Annotated in this window: 15 protein-coding genes; 8 read left to right on the forward strand and 7 right to left on the reverse strand. The window is 40.4% G+C overall.

What is annotated here, in order from left to right; all coding sequences use genetic code 11:
• Positions 1–23: 23 nt before the first annotated feature.
• The 5 genes from ACFE90_RS06795 to ACFE90_RS06815 form a co-directional block, all read right to left on the reverse strand.
• On the reverse strand, positions 24–848 hold the full coding sequence (locus ACFE90_RS06795; RefSeq protein ID WP_375498947.1) for a glycosyltransferase family 2 protein: 825 nt from the start codon (positions 846–848) through the stop codon (positions 24–26).
• A gap of 1,203 nt (positions 849–2,051) precedes the next feature.
• Positions 2,052–2,747: a DUF305 domain-containing protein gene (locus ACFE90_RS06800; RefSeq protein WP_375498949.1), complete on the reverse strand. Its 696-nt coding sequence runs from the start codon at positions 2,745–2,747 to the stop codon at positions 2,052–2,054.
• 118 nt (positions 2,748–2,865) lie between these two features.
• Entirely contained in the window at positions 2,866–5,106 is a 2,241-nt protein-coding gene (locus tag ACFE90_RS06805) for a dynamin family protein (protein ID WP_375498951.1), read from the reverse strand.
• Positions 5,107–5,228: 122 nt separating this feature from the next.
• Positions 5,229–7,310 (reverse strand): dynamin family protein, encoded by a 2,082-nt coding sequence (locus ACFE90_RS06810; protein ID WP_375498953.1) that lies wholly within the window; start codon positions 7,308–7,310, stop codon positions 5,229–5,231.
• Positions 7,311–7,325: 15 nt separating this feature from the next.
• Positions 7,326–7,652 carry a DUF3040 domain-containing protein gene (locus ACFE90_RS06815; protein WP_375498955.1) on the reverse strand — a complete coding sequence of 109 codons (327 nt, stop codon included), beginning with the start codon at positions 7,650–7,652 and terminating at the stop codon, positions 7,326–7,328.
• Between the two features lie 279 nt (positions 7,653–7,931).
• Here ACFE90_RS06815 and ACFE90_RS06820 point away from each other — a divergent pair, with 279 nt between their 5' ends.
• The 4 genes from ACFE90_RS06820 to ACFE90_RS06835 all read left to right on the forward strand — a co-directional run bounded on the left by ACFE90_RS06820 (position 7,932) and on the right by ACFE90_RS06835 (position 11,028).
• Positions 7,932–8,516, forward strand: coding sequence for a Uma2 family endonuclease (locus tag ACFE90_RS06820; RefSeq protein ID WP_375498957.1), 585 nt, complete (start codon positions 7,932–7,934; stop codon positions 8,514–8,516).
• Positions 8,517–8,619: 103 nt separating this feature from the next.
• Complete coding sequence (locus tag ACFE90_RS06825) at positions 8,620–9,594, forward strand: cysteine synthase A (protein WP_375498959.1); 975 nt, start codon at positions 8,620–8,622, stop codon at positions 9,592–9,594.
• Positions 9,595–9,681: 87 nt separating this feature from the next.
• Positions 9,682–10,020 carry a ferredoxin gene (locus ACFE90_RS06830; protein WP_375499003.1) on the forward strand — a complete coding sequence of 113 codons (339 nt, stop codon included), beginning with the start codon at positions 9,682–9,684 and terminating at the stop codon, positions 10,018–10,020.
• Between the two features lie 48 nt (positions 10,021–10,068).
• Positions 10,069–11,028, forward strand: a complete 960-nt coding sequence (locus ACFE90_RS06835; protein ID WP_375498961.1) for a DUF5331 domain-containing protein — start codon at positions 10,069–10,071, stop codon at positions 11,026–11,028.
• A gap of 5 nt (positions 11,029–11,033) precedes the next feature.
• Here ACFE90_RS06835 and ACFE90_RS06840 read toward each other — a convergent pair whose 3' ends face one another.
• Together ACFE90_RS06840 and ACFE90_RS06845 are read right to left on the reverse strand one after the other, a co-directional pair.
• Positions 11,034–12,029: a YgfZ/GcvT domain-containing protein gene (locus ACFE90_RS06840; RefSeq protein ID WP_375498963.1), complete on the reverse strand. Its 996-nt coding sequence runs from the start codon at positions 12,027–12,029 to the stop codon at positions 11,034–11,036.
• A gap of 276 nt (positions 12,030–12,305) precedes the next feature.
• Complete coding sequence (locus ACFE90_RS06845) at positions 12,306–13,535, reverse strand: tetratricopeptide repeat protein (RefSeq protein ID WP_375498965.1); 1,230 nt, start codon at positions 13,533–13,535, stop codon at positions 12,306–12,308.
• Between the two features lie 760 nt (positions 13,536–14,295).
• On the opposite strand from ACFE90_RS06845, the gene ACFE90_RS06850 reads away from it, so the two are divergent.
• From ACFE90_RS06850 to ACFE90_RS06865, 4 genes are all read left to right on the forward strand, one after another.
• Positions 14,296–15,789: a CHASE3 domain-containing protein gene (locus ACFE90_RS06850; RefSeq protein ID WP_375498967.1), complete on the forward strand. Its 1,494-nt coding sequence runs from the start codon at positions 14,296–14,298 to the stop codon at positions 15,787–15,789.
• Between the two features lie 19 nt (positions 15,790–15,808).
• Positions 15,809–16,237: a response regulator gene (locus ACFE90_RS06855; protein ID WP_375498969.1), complete on the forward strand. Its 429-nt coding sequence runs from the start codon at positions 15,809–15,811 to the stop codon at positions 16,235–16,237.
• A gap of 68 nt (positions 16,238–16,305) precedes the next feature.
• Positions 16,306–17,343 (forward strand): sensor histidine kinase, encoded by a 1,038-nt coding sequence (locus ACFE90_RS06860; protein WP_375498971.1) that lies wholly within the window; start codon positions 16,306–16,308, stop codon positions 17,341–17,343.
• Between the two features lie 19 nt (positions 17,344–17,362).
• Complete coding sequence (locus tag ACFE90_RS06865) at positions 17,363–19,837, forward strand: EAL domain-containing protein (RefSeq protein WP_375498973.1); 2,475 nt, start codon at positions 17,363–17,365, stop codon at positions 19,835–19,837.
• The last annotated feature ends 10 nt before the right edge of the window (positions 19,838–19,847 follow it).

The following is a 19,847-nucleotide window of genomic DNA, read 5'->3' on the forward strand; positions in this document are numbered from 1 at the left end:
TTATTTCTGGCTATTTGAATTGACTAAATTATTTCCTGTTGAACAACACCAACATAGTTTATGACTGAATTAATCCTTTTCTCTTGGCGTCGATTAATTAGACGACCTTGAGTTTGAAACCACCACCATAACTTGATAAAATCAATAGCTGAAGTCAGAAGACGCTTCTTGCCAAATTTACTTATTCCAGAGTGCCGAGGATGCCAAGGTGTAGGAACTTCTATAACGTTATGTCCCTGTGCTGCTAATACCGCCAATAAGTAGCGATGGGTAATTGTTTCTACTGGCAGAGTCGATAATAAATCACGACGGACTAGTTTAATCCAGTTCATATCATGAATTTTTAAACCGAAGAGTAAACGACAAGTGGTATTGGCTAATTTAGAAGCAAGAATCTTCCCATCACCCCGTTTTTGCCGCCAACCTGCTACTGCATCTACACCTGGTACACAAGCTTTTAATAGTAATGGTAAGTCAGTCCGAGGATCTGACTCTAAGTCTGCTTGTCCCCAAAATATCCAATCAGTTTTGACATAATCTAATGCCGTCTTCCATACTCCAGTTACACCAAGCCTGTGGGGATGGCGAATGATCCTTAAATAATCGTATTTTTCACTCATTTGCTTGAGGATTTGATAGCTATTATCTGTACTGCCATCATCAACTACTAGTACTGGCAAACTAAAGCCCATATCCTCAAATGTTTCTTCTATATTAAGCAAGAGCCGTTCTAAATTTCCTTCTTCGTTAAGACATGGGATAACTATAGTAACTGAAGAATTATGATGCAATATATCTTGTTTAAGAGATGAGTTTTCAATTATGTCTCTAGCAGTTGTAGTAACCATGTTTTATGCCTCAAAATTCAGTATTTGTCTTAAAAACGCCACTTTTTGAAAATTTATAAGTATTGAATGTTTTCACATTGAAAGAGTAGTATTTAAACAAACTAAATACTGTTAAATAGTGCACCTAATTGCTAGTAAAGATTGGATATGAGTTGATATTCAATGTTATTAGCTAGTTGATCAATGGCTCATCAGTTCTAGCCTACAGATTTATCAAAGAAAGGAAACTTATTTAATCGAACTAATATTATGTAAGTAAATTTCGGTATTAATGAAATAAAGTTTTAGTTCTTGATTCAAATCCTGTCTTTATAAACAAATATAATTTCTAATTTTATAAAATCAATCAGTATTTATAGCAATTTGTTGGAAAATTATTATTAACAATAATAGGATTTTTGTTGATCAAAATTTATTATTATGAGTATTTTTACTATTGTTTTTGAATAAAAATAAGTTATTAGTTTTTTTAAGTGCTATTACGTAATTAAGATAATATCAGGTAATATCTGATACTAACTATTAGTTTAAAAGTAAAAGCTTGAGCTGTGATTGTGAAAATTTCTAGGTATATAACGAAAAGTTAAGCAAAAGAATTGGAGTTAAGTTTTATATACCGCGTATTATAGTTTCCTCTTTTTCCTTTACCTTGAATACCATCAATTACGTAATCGACCACGGTGCGATCGCATATCGTGCAGAGCAGGTGCAAGTGAAAAGAGTTACTCTGCTCCTTGTGAGGAGAAAGCCAAGTCTCTGGCGATGAAGTGAGGGACTTCCAACAAATAAATTATCTAATCTTGTAAGGTGGACATCTTGTCTGCCTTTGGCTACGGGCGGGCCAGACGACTACCACACAAGAAGTAGTTGAGTATTTTTTTATCTGGAAGTCCCTGAAAGACTGTTATGAAGTCAATTATTCCGCTACGCCCATTGCTTAAACATCATTTGAGCGGCTCTACACTCCCATAAGTCAGCCAGGAAGCGAGACTGATTTCGGAGATGCACGAATTACGAATTAAGTAGAGCCGCATAAATAATTCAAGGTTCGTAGTGAGCGGCTCCAGCCCTCATTTGAGGACTAAAGTCTTCTCTAAGAAAGGCTACGCGTAGCAAGATCCCAAAAGGATACACTATCAACTAATCTCAATATTTTTACATTACTTAACTTAGTTTGATTTCTTCTCGGCTACTGACTTAGACTCACTTGTTATACCAGCTTTTTCGCCACTGCTGCATTTCCTTAATCTCTGTATTTTGTGCCTTGATAATTTCTTGGGCTAATTGCTTGATTTCAGAGCGCTTAGACTTACTTAAGACATCTTTAGCCATTGTTACAGCCCCTTCGTGGTGAGGAATCATGGCATTGATAAAACGCAGATCAAATTCAGCATCGGCTGCACCTAAATCCTGACTCATCATCATAGTTTTCATTTGATCAGACGACATTTCCATCATGTGGCCCATTTGACTGTCATAAGCCATTGGTTTATCTCCCGCCTTGGGATACCAAGCTTGTCGCCACTGCTTCATCTGAGTGATTTCTTGGTTTTGCGATTTGATGATATTGTCTGCTAACTTTTTGATTTCAGGACGTTTTGATTTCTGCTGCACTTCTTTTGCCATTTCCACAGCGCCTTGATGGTGCGGTATCATAGCGTCGAGAAATCGTAAATCAAAATTAGCATCGGCTGGGCCTAAATCCATTCCCATGCTGTGATTCATGCCACTACCGTGGTTCATCTGCTGCTTGTCGTTAGCATTGGTGGCGGTTACCTCCGGCGCTTGGCTTTGGTTTTGAGAAGCAGTATTGGTACAGGCTGTGATTAACCCACTAGATGAAGCGATCGCAGTCAAGGTTAACGCCAAAAACCTATTTCTCAAAAATAGCAGTTGCATAAATCTCACCTAACAGTTTCCTAATTCTATATTTACTTCTTAGCTTTGCAGCCAGAAATGAAATTAGGATGAAATCTAAAGAACCTCGACTTTTTTAAGAAATCGGGGTTCTTGTTGTTCATTTATCACTTAAAGTTGTGTAAGCTTCATTTACTAAGTGCATTTTCTCTTGTGCTTGTTTTAGCAGTTGTGGCTGATTAACAAACAAATCTGGATGCCATTTTTTTACTAAAGTTCGATAAGCCTGCTTTACCTCAGCCTGAGAAGCATTAGTTTGCAATCCTAAAATGCTATAGGCGCGAGTAATCTTATCTTTTTCCGTCTGGGTTTTTGGTTGATTGGGTGCTTTGTTGCTTTGAGTTGAATTTTGCTGTTTGCCAGTTTGAGAACCAGGCGATGTCTGACGACAAGCCTTAGGGCTACGCATCTCTGCTTTCATTCGCGCTATTTCCTCATTCAGTTCCCACTCACGAAATTTCGCCTCTACCTCTTCTTTCCGTGGAGAAGGAGAAGCTTTTGGCGGTGGAGAAACAGATTTTACCCTTGTCTGAGTATTCTTAGCAGTATTTTCCTGTTGTTGCTTAACACCAGGAGCTTTTTCAGGATAAATTTTAACTCTCTCTGGCTGTGGCGAATATTTTCTATTAGTATTCGTGTACTTTGATATTTCTTTATAAGGTTGATGGTTTGAGAGAATTTTGACTTTTTCTAACTCTCGTAATAACTGATTGAAACCGTTTTGTAACTGTTGCAATTTTTCACGCTTATTAGTAATGTCTAGCGGTTCCTGACTGAATTCAAAACAAATTACTTTTTCAGCTTTCTGTTCATATTCAGCCAAAATAGATAACCCTTGACTACTGAAGACAGATAAATAATCTTCAATTGCAGTTATACAAAGTTTAGCAACTTCCTGATGATAAGATTCCTTTGCTAATTGATCGTCTTGTTTTTGGATATTCTTGTTTAACAAATAAGAAATACTCCCAACGACAGCAGCACCAACTGGGCCGCCTAACAACCAACCAATACCACTACCAACAGCAATTGAACCAGGTTCACTCAAATCATCAGTATTGCTTGGCTTTGATGGTAATATTACTTGTGGTTCGCTAGGAAAGGGAATTATTAAATCTTGCGGTCGTTCTTCTTGGAAAAATTCGTAAGCTTGATAAAGCCATTTTACCGCAGCAAATTGTAATTGAGTCAAGTCTTTTTTAAAAGTATTTGTTTGCCAAGATTTAAAGCTATTTTCTGCCAATGCAACTGCCGCATCAGCTTGATATTTTGTGAGTAGCTTGGGTAATGCTAGCCAATCGCGTAACTCTCCCACGCTAGTAGAAAAACCTTTATAGATTAAATTAGCGGCTTTTCGTTTAATTTCAATTTTAGTATTTTCTTTATCATCAAAGGATTTTATTTCAAGAGCAATTGAGTCAATTTTAGCTTTTAATGAGTATTGGATTTGAGAAGCGATCGCTTGTACCCTTGGCAAACGCACACTGCCACGATTTAGTTGTAAAATTCCCACAATATTTTGCAAAGCTGTTTCAAAAGTCGCTAAACCGCTACTATTAGCAGCAGCAACATCGCCTTTTAATCTAGCTCTTAAAGCAGGTAAAGCATCAACGCGATATAAATTACTAAAACCTGGAGGTAATTCGGCTCGAAAGCTTTCTGCAACAAACAGCAAGCGATTTTGAACCTGTTTTTGCTCGTAGGGTTCGAGTAAGTTAAGAAAATTAACGACAAAAATAACTGTTTTAATACCGCGATCTAATAGCCAATCTCGTAAGTTTTCCCGCTCACCTAAAGTCATTAACTTACGTGCATCTAATAATTGAATAACTAAATCTGCACTTAAAAGTTGTTCTCTGACCAAATTATCTTGTTCATCTCTATCATTAGTTCCTGGTAAATCGAGAAATTCTACACCTGTTTCTAAGAAGGCATGTGGGCAAAAAATTTCCACAGATGCTACATCTTTTCGCATCTGCCTATTGCCATCAAGAATAGCAAATTGCTGTAATATTTCTGTGCCACTGCGATATCTTTCTGTACCATCAACCAACATGATCCGAGTTCGCACATTAGAGCCATACTTGACAGTAATTGCCGCGCCTGTAGTGGGAATTAAATCAATTGGTAAGGTGCGATTCCCTAGTATGGCATTAAGTAAGGTAGATTTGCCATGATTAAAAGGGCCAAACACCGCAATCCGAAAACTAGGATTAACGAGATGATTGCAAATGGTAATTATATCTTGATGCAGTTGCGATTTGCGTTCTAAATTCAGTAATGCAGATGCAGATTTGAGAGAATCTGCTAAATCCTTATAACCTTCATACTTTTGTTGCATAGTTCCTCGTTCCCAGTCTCCGCCTGGTAATGCAATTACCTTACATTCTTATGGTTATGGAAGGCGGAGCCTCCCAGTAGGTATTCCCAGCTAGAAGCTGGGAACGAGAGTAATGATATTGATCAACTATAATAAGTTAATAAATTGCTATACGCCGCCTCGATTTTTTGCAACTGAGCTATTACATCTTCTTGTAATTTTTTTAAACGGTTTAACTCACCATCACGATTTATTTCACGGGTTTGTTTTTGCTTGACTAAATTATCTAATTCAGATTTACGAGAGACAATATCATCGTTAATCCGCTTACTCACTTCTCTTTCGTAAGAGTCAAAACACTCTTTTACGGCATTGTATACAACCTGAGATTGCTCATGTGCGACTTGAGGGAGATGTTTAACTAACTCTTTATTCGCTGTTTTAACTAACTCTTTACGGGCTTGATCTGCTTGCAAAAATCCGACTCCTAAACCTAGCAGTGCAAACCCGATGGGGCCAAGAAAAATACCTGTCACTGCTGTAATTATCCCGCCAATGCCAATTACAGTAAAGTAGTTTAACAATATATTTTTCCAATCAAATCCGGCTCCTGCTAGTGCGAAACCAGCAAGATTTCCCTTAGACAGTGATAACAATCCCATTGCCCATTTTGCCCAGCCGGGAGAGTTATCTTCTTCAACTGTGTTAGTGGCATTTACTTTGACGTTTTGTCCGGTGAGTTTTTCTGTGATTTGATCTGTGACTTGACTGTAAGACGCGCCATATTGTGAAGCACTACGAGAAAGTTCTTTAAAAGCGGCATTGATATCTTTTTCAGCAGTTAATGTCCAAACAGCAGATTTGTCAGTGATATATTGCTCAAAGGCTTTTTGCAGTGCGGTGTTAAATGCTTCTCGTTTACCACTACTGAGAAAATCAAACAAATTTAATTCCGGCTGATAGCGCAAGAAATCAGTTTCAAAAGTATCACCTAAATTTAAAACGTAGCCGCGAAAAGATTCGGAAATTGTCCTTGCTTGAGTGTCTCCTGTATTAAGAATTTCTTTTTGGAATTCATCCCGAATACCTGTAAGTTTATTAAACTCAGGTTCCACTGAATCAATCCGTTTTTTTAATTCATTCACATCTTGATCGAGTAGTGGTATACGCCTTGCAACTGCTTCGCGGGTATGATTGCAGGCAAGTCTTGCCAAGGTTCTCACTTGACGAAGTTCTGCGATCGCACGTTCTCTGGTAAGAAAAGTATTAAGGGCTTCCATAAACTTTGGAAAGCCAGTCCCGTCTAAATCAGCCTGGGGATTTTTCAACCGTCGTCTGAGTGCTTGAATTGACGAAAGCTCAAACACTCTTTCGTCATAAATATTCTGACCTTCTACAGTACAATATTCTGCTAAGTTCGCGTTAAATACTTGCCGTAATCTATTCTCAGATGCTTGTAATTCTTCAACATCATCAGGATCAATCAATGATTCTCGCACCTGATCCCAAGCATTAACTAAGAAGAAAACTGTCAATCCTCGACCTTTGATATAATTTTCTAGGTAGCGACGCTCACCTAAGGTACAAGGTTGAGAAGCTCTCATTACAAACAAAATTGCATGGCAGTTATTTACATAACCTAAAGATAATTCGTTTCGCGCTTCTGTATCATTCAATCCTGGACTATCGACAATTTCAATTCCCTTTTCTAGTAACGTTAAGGGATACTCAACTACTGCATAATCTACATTAGGAAATGCTTGTTTTTTCTCTTGCTCTAGTTTTTTAGCTTCAGCCGGATCAATAGTATATTTATATTTAAAGTTTTGAAAATCTAGCTGTTGTGGGCTTTTTCCATCATTAAAATGAATGGTAACTTTCTTTTCTGGGCCATAGCGTAAAACTGTTAACACTGCGGTACAAGGGTTAACATCACTTGGTAATAAATTTTCCCCAATTAATGCGTTAAGAAACGTACTTTTCCCGCGTTTCATATCGCCTAACACTAAAAGGCGAAATACACCTTGGCGGAGGTTTTTACTAGCTACTGTAATATCTTCAATATCTCGCTCTAAACTGAGTTTTCCTGATGAAGAGTCTCCAGCCAACTCAGCTTGATTAATTGTTTCAGCTAGTTTAGTTAAACACACAGAAATCTCCGATCGCACTTGAGCAACGCGCTCTAAATCTTGGATAAATCTGTCAGTTGCTACCTGATCTATCATAACAGTACACCTTTATTAAAGATTGGTTTTTTTAGATTCCAAAAATAATTTGTAAGACATCCACCCCAGTGCAGCAACAATAATAAATCCAGCCAGCACTGAGGCTATTCTCACTGCAACCAGCGCTACCACACCAAGAACAAATAGCTTCCCACCCAGAATCACTTTGTTCATCCAAGGTTTCTGAGAATTTTCTGGCTGATGCTTCACAGTTTGATGAAAAGCCGCATCGGTAGCATGGATGTTACTTTCCATTTCCCGGAGTCGCAATTCAAGTTCTCGTTCTCGTAATGTACGTTCTCGGTGTTCAAGTTCTTTTTCGCGATCGCTTTCAGATGTCATCGGTATCCATCCCGTCTAAGACAAAGAAAAGATGTCACTATTCACTCGTGATTTATACTGTATCGTAACTCACGAAAATATTTAATAACCCCAGTGAAATTACTATTTTAATTTTCATTGCCTGCTAAACTTAAGTTGGAACTAGATACCACAAAATGCACCTGCTTTCCAGAAAATTGTGGCGAAAACTAATATTACTGTCTCACCAAAAGAATGACTTGCGTAAGAATAAGAAATACAAGCCAGTCGGGTAGATAGCAAAACCTAGAGGAAATCATTATGTTTTCATCCCCTTTAGTTGTGCAAATTCCTCCTTCAATGCAAATGACAGATGAGCAGTTTTTTGACTTTTGTCAAATTAATCGTGAATTACGCATTGAGCGAAATCAATTTGGAGAAATATCAATTGTGTCCCCCACTGGTTCAGAGACAGGTAATCGTAACTTCAACGTTGCCTTACAGCTAGGAGTTTGGGCAGAAAAAGACGGGACAGGTATTTGTTTTGACTCCAGCACAGGATTTAAGCTTTCAACGGGTGCAGATAGATCACCTGATGCTTCCTGGATTAAACTGGAACGGTGGAATGCTATCTCCCCAGAAAAACAGCAAAGATTTGCCCCCATCTGTCCAGATTTTGTAGTTGAACTTAGGTCGCTTTCTGATAACCTCAAACCCTTAAAGGAGAAAATGGAAGAATATATGAGAGAGCCAGGAGTACAGCTAGGCTTGCTAATTGACCGCAAGCATCGCCGAGTCTATATTTATCGTCCTGGTGTACCAGAGGAATATCTAGAAAATCCCGCGACTGTTAGCGGTGAATCGGTATTACCTGGGTTTGTTCTGAATATGAGTAAAGTTTGGTAGTGTACGCATCATTTTATTTTAGGCAAATCAGGCAAATCAATTGTAAATTATGCCACCGCTATAAGCCAAAATTTTTATAGATACTCACACAGGTATAGTCAAAATGGATATTAAGAATGGCTTCGTCGGCGCTGTTGGCAACACACCCCTAATTCGCTTAAACAGTTTCAGTGAAGAAACAGGATGTGAAATCCTTGCTAAAGCTGAATTTCTCAATCCTGGCGGTTCCGTCAAAGACCGCGCCGCACTTTATATCATCGAAGATGCAGAAGAGAAAGGTTTACTCAAACCCGGTGGCACAGTTGTAGAAGGAACTGCTGGTAATACTGGCATTGGATTGGCGCATATTTGCAACGCCAAAGGCTACAAATGCCTAATTATTATTCCTGATACTCAGTCACAAGAAAAAATAGACGCACTAACAGCACTAGGCGCAGAAGTTCGTCGCGTCCCTGCTGTACCTTACAAAGACCCAAATAACTATGTCAAACTATCTGGCAGAGTTGCTGCTGAGTTGGAAAACGCTATTTGGGCAAATCAGTTTGATAACTTAGCCAACCGTCGCGCCCACTACGAAACCACAGGCCCAGAAATTTGGACACAGACAGATGCTAAAATAGATGCATGGACAACTGCAACTGGTACTGGTGGTACTTATGCTGGTGTGGCGTTGTACTTGAAAGAACAAAATCCGGCAATTAAATGCGTTGTTGCCGATCCTTTGGGTAGTGGACTGTATAGCTATGTCAAAACCGGCGAAATCAATATAGAAGGAAATTCTATCACTGAAGGCATTGGTAACGGTCGTGTCACAGCCAATATGGAAGGCGCACCTGCTGATGATGCTATTCAAATCGATGACCAAGAAGCTTTACGGGTAGTTTACCAACTGCTAAGGAAAGATGGGCTATTAATGGGCGGTTCAACGGGTATTAATGTTGGCGCAGCTGTTGCCATAGCGAAGCAGTTGGGGCCAGGACATACCATTGTCACCATCTTATGTGATAGTGGTTCCCGCTATCAGTCGCGGATATTCAACCCTGAATGGCTAGCCTCAAAAGGACTTTCAATAGATTAGTCATTAGTCATTGGTCATTGGTCATTGGTCATTGGTCATTAACAAAGGACAACTGACGAATGACAAATGACAAATAACAAAGGACAAATGAACAACATAACTCAACCATCAAACTTCCCCACAATAGACCAACCCTCTTCTCCTAAATGTGTGCGGGTTTGTCAAAATCGCACTTGCAAAAAGCAAGGTGCAGTTAAGGTTTTAGCAGCTTTTGCAGCTTTGCCAATCCCTGGTGTAACAGTAACGGCTAGCAGCTGTTTGGGACAATGCGGCAATGGGCCGATGGTGCTGGTATTACCCGATATGGTCTGGTATAGCGGCGTTAAACCCGATGAAGTATCTCTAGTGATAGAAAATCATTTGCTAGGTGGTCAAAGAGTCCAACAGATGCTCTATTATCGGTTTCATCCCCAGAAATCAAACTAATTAATAATATCAATCTCTGCAATCTTGTTGACTGAAGTGAGGCATCCAATGAATATCCAAGAGCTGCGTCAATCCTTAAAACAAAAATGGCTTATTTACTACAAACAAAATATTTCCTGGCTGGTCAAAATGCGAATTTGGGGCACTTACGATGGTCTGCGCCGTCCTTTGTCCGGTTTTATTTTGGCAACACTGTCTGTTTTAGAACCCCAGTTTGATGAAATACTTGCTTTTATGGTGGATCTGAATAACGATCCAGATAAAATAGTCGCCGCTTTAGGTCTTAACTTCAACCCTGATCAAGAGTTACGTTTAATAAAATCAGAGCATTCTATAGTTATAAGCCAAGTTGAAAGCGAGTCGCCAGATGAGAAACATTCTGAGGATAAACATCTGTCATCGGTAGTAACAGCCAGCAAGATTGCCTCTCATTCTGTTGCCAATACTCTAGATTCCAACTTGCCACGCGCCGATCAAGTTGTGCCATCATTTACAGCTACTACTGAGGTAGTTCGCACACGCAAACCGGATTTGATAGTAGCAAATGCAACTAAAATTGCTCCAGATACTCCGGCAAAAACGCCATCCTCCGGTTTGCTAAAGGAATATCAATTAGTACGCTGGCACTCTGGTCAGTTACCTTCAAGAGCATCGGCGACAATGACCAGTGAGGTTAACAGCAAAGCCAAAACTATGCCATCTGTGGCATTAGCTACTGAGGTTAAAAGCAACACGCCATCTAGCCGAATCCCTGTGGGCGCATCATTGGCAATTACCACTGAAATTAACAGTAATGGTAAACCAGTGCGATCGCCCCTTGGGCGGCTCCCTTCAGGAGCATCGCTAGCAATTAGTACTGAGGTTAAAAGTAACGGCAAACAACCGAATATTCAACCACAATATGTTAAAAGCAAAGTAAATTTACCAACCACAAATGCCCGTAGTCTAGCTTCTTGGGTAGATGAATTTTGTTACGGCGCTAGGAATAAAGAAGATATTTTGACTTGAATTAGTTATGGGTAATCATGAGAAACAAACGGGATTTCTATGACTTCACCTTCAGTTTCTCCTACTTTAACTTTCAACCCCACGCCACCCGCTTTAGTGCGAATGTAACCTAATCCAAAGTAACCATCAGCCGTTTCTGTGTAACTGGTAAGTTTGCCGACCTTTTCATCTCCAACTGCGATCGCACTTCCAACTGCCGCAGGGGCACTGAGGCGGATACCCAAAAGGTGTTGTTTTACACCTTTGTATGTGTTTAACCGAGCAATAGTTTCTTGCCCAATATAGCAACCTTTAGTAAAAGAAATTGTTTGCCACAAACCAACTTCCAGAGGATTGTAATCATCTGTGAGTTCAGCATCTGGGGCGGGGCGGCCTTGTAATATTCGCAAGGCATCCCAGGCGCGATCGCTCATTTCTACTGCCCCAGCTTCTAACAATTTATTCCACACTGAAGATTTATCAGTATATGGGAAAGTAAAAGTGTATCCGGGAGCAGCTAACCCACTACCTACAGCAATCCGTACTCCTTCGGCCGCAGCAATGGTGTATACTTTGTGACTTCCGTAAGGTTGCCCAATGAGTTCGTCAATACCCAACTTTTCTAAAACAGCGTCGCTTCCTGGGCCAATGAGGCTAAAGGTGTTGGTATATTCTGTAATATCAGATAATTCCACCTTATCGGCAAAGAAAATATATTTATCCAGCCATTCCATGAGATATTGGCGGCGGTTGGGTGAAACCAGCAAGATTATTGCATCTTCTCTAACGTAGGCGGTTGCTAAATCAATTGTCCTGGCTGTGGAAGTGACGAAAACTGTATCACAACCTTGTCCAGGCTTGAGTATTTGGAAATTGTTAGTACTTTGGTTGTGTAAGAAGTTGAGGCGATCGTCGCCAGATACTTTGATACGTCCCCAGGCGGTGCGATCGCATATTGCAACCCCAACTCTGGCAGCTTGGATAGCTACTGCATCTTTATCGTCAATTGTAGATGTTGGCATGGTGATGAGAAGTTGCCCTGTTTCAATGTTGTCGCACTGAAAATCTTAGCAAATAAGCGTTTGCGGCTTCAATGGCAAAGGAGTGAAAAGGGCGAGGCGATGCCTACGGTGGGCTGCGCCTACGCTGTTTTTCAAAATTTACATTGTAGTTGAGTATTTTTTTATTTGGAAGTCCCCGATTAGAATTTATCCTCTCACATTTGAATTATAAATCTTTCAATCCAAAATTTAAAATTTAAAATCCAAAATTCGAGGATTAAATAGCGTTAATACTGCTTACAAGTTTGCTTTCGAGACTTTTTTAATTTGCCCAGCAAAGTATGCTTCCTCATGTTTGAGTTGTTGCGCTACTTCTAACCCTTTTTGAAAAGCTGTTAGTGCTTGAGGAAATTCTTTGCGTTCTAGATACAATTGCCCAATTTGGTCATAAGCTTGCATCAGCCCGTAAAAATTGGTCGCTTGCGTCTCTGTCTCCACAAGAATTTGACTAGCCTGCAAAGCCTCGTCTGTTTGTCCTTGAGAACGGTACAGCGCAATTAACTTCTGCAAAGCTTCACCAGCACGAACGTACTCCTTTAATTGCCATGCAGTAGTATAAGCTTCTTGATAATTATTAAAAGCTTCTAGCAGTAAGTTAGGATCTTTCTTTGCTAGAGATTCGTAATGTGGCGCGATCGCTAGCTTTAATTCTGGTATTTTAGTAAGATTATTTTCACTAACGTAAATTTCTACTAGTTTATTAAGTACATTCAATGACTGCTGTGGTTGGCTTGTCCAGTCGTAAATTTCAGCCAGTTGTTGCAGATATGTTACCTCGTTTACACGTTCGCCTTGAGAACTAGCTAAACTCAACAATTCCTCGTAGATTGGCGCAGCTTTGGGATAATCAAACCAACTCAAATGCACCTCTCCAATTGTCTTGAGGGTTTCTATGAGTGCTGTTGTATCTTTTTGCTGCCGCACTACTAGCAAAACTTGGTCGTAAGCTTCCACAGCTAGTTTAGGCGATCGCACATTTTGATAAGCTTGACCTAGCGATCGCCACAATTCGAGATCAATTGGGGCAGTTGTTTTCTGAGATTGTGCCTGCTTTTGAATTGCTTGCAATCGCTGCGTAATATATTGTACTTCTTGTCCATCATTTTGCTTCCACGCGATCGCCCCGACTCGTGATAGTGCTTGCACCTCTGCGAATGAACCTAAAAAGCGGCGCAAACGAAGTTCCCGGTTCCAAATTTCAAACGCCGCCACTTGATCTCCCGCTTGCAGTTTCGCTGCTGCTTCTTGATTTAACGCATCCAGCGCTGGTTCTAGCTTTTGCTGTTCTTGGAGAGTTAACAGCTGTTTATCTTTGGGCAAACGTGGTAGCAGTGGATCGGGTGTGGTAATTTCTAGGGGATTAGGAGGAAATTTATCCGGTGGTTTGGGGTTTTTAGTCTGTGCCAGCGTCAAGGAACTGCTAAAGAGTATAGCGGCAGTAACAATCATAATTAAGCGCCTAAACATGGGTACTTTACCTTGCCTTGAGTTAGTTGCATAAGTTAATTATCCCCATACCCTATTGTTTTTACCTTATTCCAGCAATTCCGAAGCGTCACTGACATTACTTTATGTCTCTATTTAGTCCAAACATCCAGTAAATAAAGTTAATATCAAGCTAAATATAAGTAAAGCTTTTTAAGTGTAATTGCTGAATTTAAATAGCATATTTACATAATTTATGCAAGCGAGAATCTCTTGAAAATGGCTGTGGGATATACTGAATAATTTAATATAGTTTATTATTTGTCTTTCTATGAGTCAGGAAATATACGCTCCCAATAATTAACTAATACAGGTATCCTTTATTAGAGCTATTAGAACTATTAGAGCTAATTTGCTCTAGAAGTTAAGAAACTTGGTATTAGTTAGCACGACTATGACGAGTAGTACCCTGAAAAACTTTTGGCATTACTGATTTAGAGTATGAATCAAGAGGTAGATACGTGATATATCGCGTTTCTATATAGGTTTTCTTATTCAGCAAGCCAATTTTTTCATGGGTCTTGTTTGGTTGGAACGAAGATATAGCCGCTTGGACTCGGACTGCTAGTCACCCTTCTCCTTCTGTACGGTACGACGCTAACGCGTAGCTTGCTTAGGGGTAGGGGTAAGGACTTTCTAAGGTCGCTAACGCTGCACTAATAAGTGTTACCCGTCTACAGAGCTGGCTCACCGTTTTTACCAATTTAGTCAGCAACTACTTTTTCAACTAGGAAGGTAAAAAATGGAATGGGCTATTTACAAAAAAAATACAGGCAGTTTTGTAATAGCAGTCGCAATTATGACTGGTGTTGGCGTAATTTCGTATCTTAGTTTGCTTCAGTATAGAGAAAACGCTCAATGGGTAACACATACACGCGAGGTGCTAGAAAAGACTAAAGAAGTAATGTCACAGATCAAAGATGCAGAGACTGGACAACGGGGCTATCTTCTCACGGGTAAAGAACGGTATCTAGAACCCTATCGCACTGCAACTAGCGAGATTACTCAGAAAATTAAGACTCTGCGCCAATTGACTGCGGATAACCCCAATCAACAACGGCGGCTTGATCGCCTTGAGCCCCTGGTTGCCAAAAAACTAGTTTTGATGGAACAGGCGATTAACGCTAGGAGCAAAAATTTAGAGTCCGCGCTGCAAATAGTTCAGACAGATCAGGGTCAGCAGATCATGGAGGACATCCGAATGCTGACTACAGATATGGAGAACGAAGAGAATGAGTTGTTGAAACAGCGGTCAATAAAGGCAAACGCCAGCGCTCATCAAACAACTTTCTTGACTATTTTTGGCAGCGTTATAGCTTCTGCTATCGTCGGTTTAGCAGCGATAATTACCAATCAGGAACTTGTAAAACGCAAGCGGATGGAAAATTTTCTCCAAAAAGCTCGTGATGAGTTAGAAATAGAGGTTAGCAAACGGACTGCCGAACTGAGAAACATTAACGAAGAATTGCAAACTGAAATTAATGAGCGTAAAAGGGCAGAGTCAGAGATTCTGCGCTTGAACGTTGAGCTTGAACAGCGAGTTGCAGAACGCACAGCACAACTCGAAGCCACTAATAAAGAGATGGAAGCATTTAGTTATTCTGTATCTCACGATCTGCGGGCCCCCTTGCGGAGCATCGACGGCTTTAGCCAAGCGCTACTAGAAGATTATAGTGATAACCTTGACGTACTAGGACAAAACTACCTACAGCGAGTGCGTGCAGCCACCCAGCGAATGGCACAACTGATCGACGATTTACTGAATCTGTCACGACTGACGCGTAGTGAGATGCGTTACGAAAATGTGGATCTGAGCGCACTGGTGGAGGCGATCGCCACAGAGTTGCACAAAACACAACCAGAACGCCAAGTAGAGTTTGTAATTACACCGGGATTGGTTGCCAATGGTGATACTCATCTTTTACGGATCGTGCTAGAAAACCTACTGGGTAATGCATGGAAGTTTACAGGAAAAAATCAAAAAGCACGCATAGAGTTTGGGCTTTTACACCAAGATGACACCCATGTGTATTTTGTCCGTGATGATGGCACAGGCTTCAATATGGCCTATATTGACAAACTCTTCGGTGCTTTTCAGCGCCTGCACGCCATGACTGAGTTTGAAGGCACTGGCATCGGACTAGCTACTGTGCAGCGCATTGTCCATCGTCATGGTGGCCGTGTCTGGGCCCAAAGTGCAGTAGAGCAAGGCGCAACATTTTACTTCACCCTTTAATTATAGGAGAACATACAACATGATTTTACTTGTAGAAGATAATCCTGACGATGAAGCGCTAACCCTACGCGCACTCAAGAAAAACAATATTCTGAACGAGGTAGTAGTGGCACGTGATGGAGTAGAAGCCCTAGATTACCTTTTTGGGAAAGGTGTATACGCCGATCGCGACATGAGCGTTATGCCGAATCTCATCCTGCTAGATTTGAAGTTGCCTAAAATGGATGGTTTGGAAGTTTTGCGACACCTGCGAACCGACGAAAGGACAAAAATCCTTCCCGTCGTCATTCTCACCTCCTCCAAAGAGGAGCAAGACTTAATCAATGGTTATAGCTTGGGTGCCAACAGCTATGTTCGTAAACCAGTAGACTTTTCTCAATTCAGTGAAGCAGTGCGACAACTAGGATTGTACTGGTTTGTGTTAAACGAATCACCGCCAAGGGTATAGCTTACCAATCCTCCAAAATCAGGTTATAGATACAAAGCTGACTTTCTTAATTACGAATTACGAATTACATGGGTATACCACTGCGCGTATTACTTGTTGAGGATTCAGAAGATGACGCTTTGTTGATGCTGCGTGAACTGCAACGTGGTGGCTATCAAGTAACCTTTGAACGGATTGATACACCCACAGCCATGAAAGCTGCGATCGCAGGGCAAACATGGGATATCGTCATCTGCGATTATTCCATGCCCACCTTTAGCGCCCCTGCTGCATTGAAGCAAGTCAAGGAAAGTGGACTTGACTTGCCATTTATTATTGTCTCAGGCACTATTGGTGAAGATACCGCAGTAGCAGCCATGAAAGCTGGTGCCCATGACTACATTATCAAAGGTAATCTAGCACGACTTATCCCTGCTGTTGCACGCGAGTTGCGTGAGGCACAGGTGAGACGGGAGCGTAAACAAGCAGAGGAGCAGATTAAAGCATCGCTTCAAGAAAAAGAGGTGCTATTGAAAGAAATTCATCACCGGGTAAAAAATAATTTGCAGATTATTTCTAGTTTGCTCAACCTGCAAGCAGAGTATATCAAGGACAATCAAGCCCTTGAGGTATTCAAAGATAGTCAGAACCGGATTGACTCAATGGCTCTGATCCACGAGAAACTATATCAATCTCAAGACTTGGCAAAGATTAATTTTGCTGACTATATCCAAGATTTAGTAACTAATTTATTTTATTCATATAACGTTAATTCCAGTGCTATTACCTTAAAAATGAACGTTGAGGAGGTTTTCTTAGCCATTGATGCAGCTATTCCTTGCGGCTTGATTATCAATGAACTTATTTCAAATTCCCTAAAATATGCCTTTCCCCAAAGAGAATTGGGAGAAATTTGTATTGAATTCTGCTCCATAGAAGCAAATTTATTTACACTTACTATCAGTGATAATGGTGTCGGTTTTGCCCAAGATTTTGACTTTCAAGCTACAGAATCATTAGGTTTGCGATTAGTCAAAGGTCTAACACATCAGCTACAAGGCAATATCGATTTTATCAGCTATAACGGAGTAGAGTATAAAATTATATTCCCCACTAAGAATTTATAAAACTATAAGTTTAAAAATCATGAATCCAGTAAATATATTAGTTGTTGAAGATGAAATCATCGTAGCAATGGATATACAAAATCGGCTAAGAAAATTTGGATACACTGTTATGGGGCTTGCCGATTCTGGAGAAGAAGCAATTAAGAAAGCAGCAGATGATTCTCTAGATTTAGTTTTAATGGATATTCATCTCAAAGGAAAGATGGACGGTGTGGAGGCCGCTCAAATAATTCATAATATTTTTCAAATTCCAGTAATATATCTTACCGCTAATGCAGATGAATCAACATTGAATCGAGCAAAGGAAACAGAGCCATTTGGTTACATTCTCAAGCCTTTCAAAGAAAAGGAATTAAAGTTCACTATTGAAATTACGCTTTCCAAACATCGAACGGAAAAAAAATTAAAACAGAATGAACAATGGTTGACTACTGTACTTAAAAGTATTGGAGATGCTGTAATTACTAGCGATGCATCTGGATCTGTAACTTTTATGAATCCTATGGCGGAGGAACTGACGGGTTGGAATTATTCTGATGCGTTTGGTAAAGAAGCAACAGAAATATTCAATATTGCTCATGAAGAGACTCGTATAATAGTTGAAAGTCCGATCAAGCAAGTCCTTCAGTCTGGCGTTACTGTCGGTATACCAGAAAAAACGATACTTATTACTAAAAACGGTACAGAAATCCCAATTGATGATAGTGTTGCAGCGATTAAAGATGACAACGGTAACATCACGGGTGCAGTTTGCGTTTTTCAGGATATCACCGAGCGTAAGCAGATATTGAAGGCACTAGCGCGTCGCCAGCAAGAATTCAAAGCACTAGTTGAAAATGCACCTGATATTATTTCTAGATTTAATACTCAATTGCGCTACGTTTACGTTAATCCAGTTATTGAAAAGGTTACAAGAATATCAGCCGAAACATTTATCGGCAAAACAAACGCAGAGTTAAATCTGCCAGAAGAATTTTGTCGGATATACGATCGCAAGCTTGGGCAAGTTTTTCAAACTAAGCAAGAGACGGAGTTTGAATGCAGTTTAGCGATCGCTTCCCAAACAAAACATTACCATACCCGGCTTGTGCCTGAATTCGCTAGCGATGGCTCAGTATATTGTGTTTTGAGTATTTCTCGGAACATTACTGCTCTAAAACTTGCAGAGGCGCAATTAATTTATGACGCTTTTCACGACATACTAACCGGTTTGCCAAATCGCGCCTTATTTATAGAACGATTAGAACGGGCGCTAATGCTGGCAAAACGACGTGCAAACTATACATTTGCTGTTCTCTTTCTAGACTTAGATCGCTTTAAAGTTGTCAATGACAGTCTTGGCCATACAATTGGCGATCAACTACTAACTGCCCTTGCTCGCAGACTGGAAAGCTGCCTACGTGCTGGAGATACGGTTGCGCGTCTAGGGGGAGATGAGTTTACAATTTTGCTTGAGGATTTTAACACCATCAATGACGTAACTGGCGTAGTGGAGCGGATACACGAAGCTCTGACATCTGCATTCCAACTCAGTGGATATGAGGTATTTACCACCGTCAGCATTGGCATCGCTTTAAATAAGGGTAATTACAAGCTACCAGAAGAACTCCTGCGCGATGCTGACATTGCAATGTATCGCGCTAAGACATTGGGTAAGGCACGCCATGAGATATTTGACTCAAGCATGTACAGGCAAGTAACGGAGCTATTAGAGTTAGAGATGGATCTACGGCGGGCAATTGAACGCCAAGAGTTTCAGGTTTACTACCAGCCAATTGTGTTGTTAGAAACTTACAAAATTATTGGCTTCGAGGCTCTCGTTCGTTGGCAGCACCCGCAACAAGGCTTAGTTCCTCCAGACAACTTTATTCCACTAGCAGAAGAAACTGGGTTGATTATCCCTATTGGTTATTGGGTACTTAGCGAAGCTTGTCGGCAGATGCGTGCTTGGCAAATACAATTTCCTACTGACCCACCCTTGACAATCAGTGTAAATCTTTCCACTAAACAGTTCTCACAGCCTGAGCTAATTGAGCAAATTTCCCAAATTATGCAAGAGACTGGTCTGGAAGGCAGCAATTTAAAGCTGGAGATTACCGAAAGCGTACTGATGGAAAATATTCAATCAGCAACTTTTATGCTCTTGCAACTGCAAAAGATGAATATCCAAATACACTTAGATGATTTTGGTATAGGTTATTCATCCTTGAGTTACCTGCACCGCTTTGCAAGTAATGCCTTGAAGATTGATCGTTCTTTTGTTACCAAAATTGGTGCTAACGGCGAAAACTTGGAGATTGTTCAAGCGATCATCACCCTAGCCCAGAGTCTAAATATAGATGTAATAGCAGAGGGCGTAGAAACTGTAGAGCAACTGGCACTACTTAGAGCCATGAAATGCAAGCACGCACAGGGATATTTCTTCTCCCAACCCCTGGATGGCAAGTCGATAGAAACATTAATTGCATCTGGCATTCAGCCGATACAAGAATAGCGTTACAAAG

The sequence above is a fragment of the uncultured Nostoc sp. genome (assembly GCF_964245445.1).
Classification (GTDB): domain Bacteria; phylum Cyanobacteriota; class Cyanobacteriia; order Cyanobacteriales; family Nostocaceae; genus Nostoc.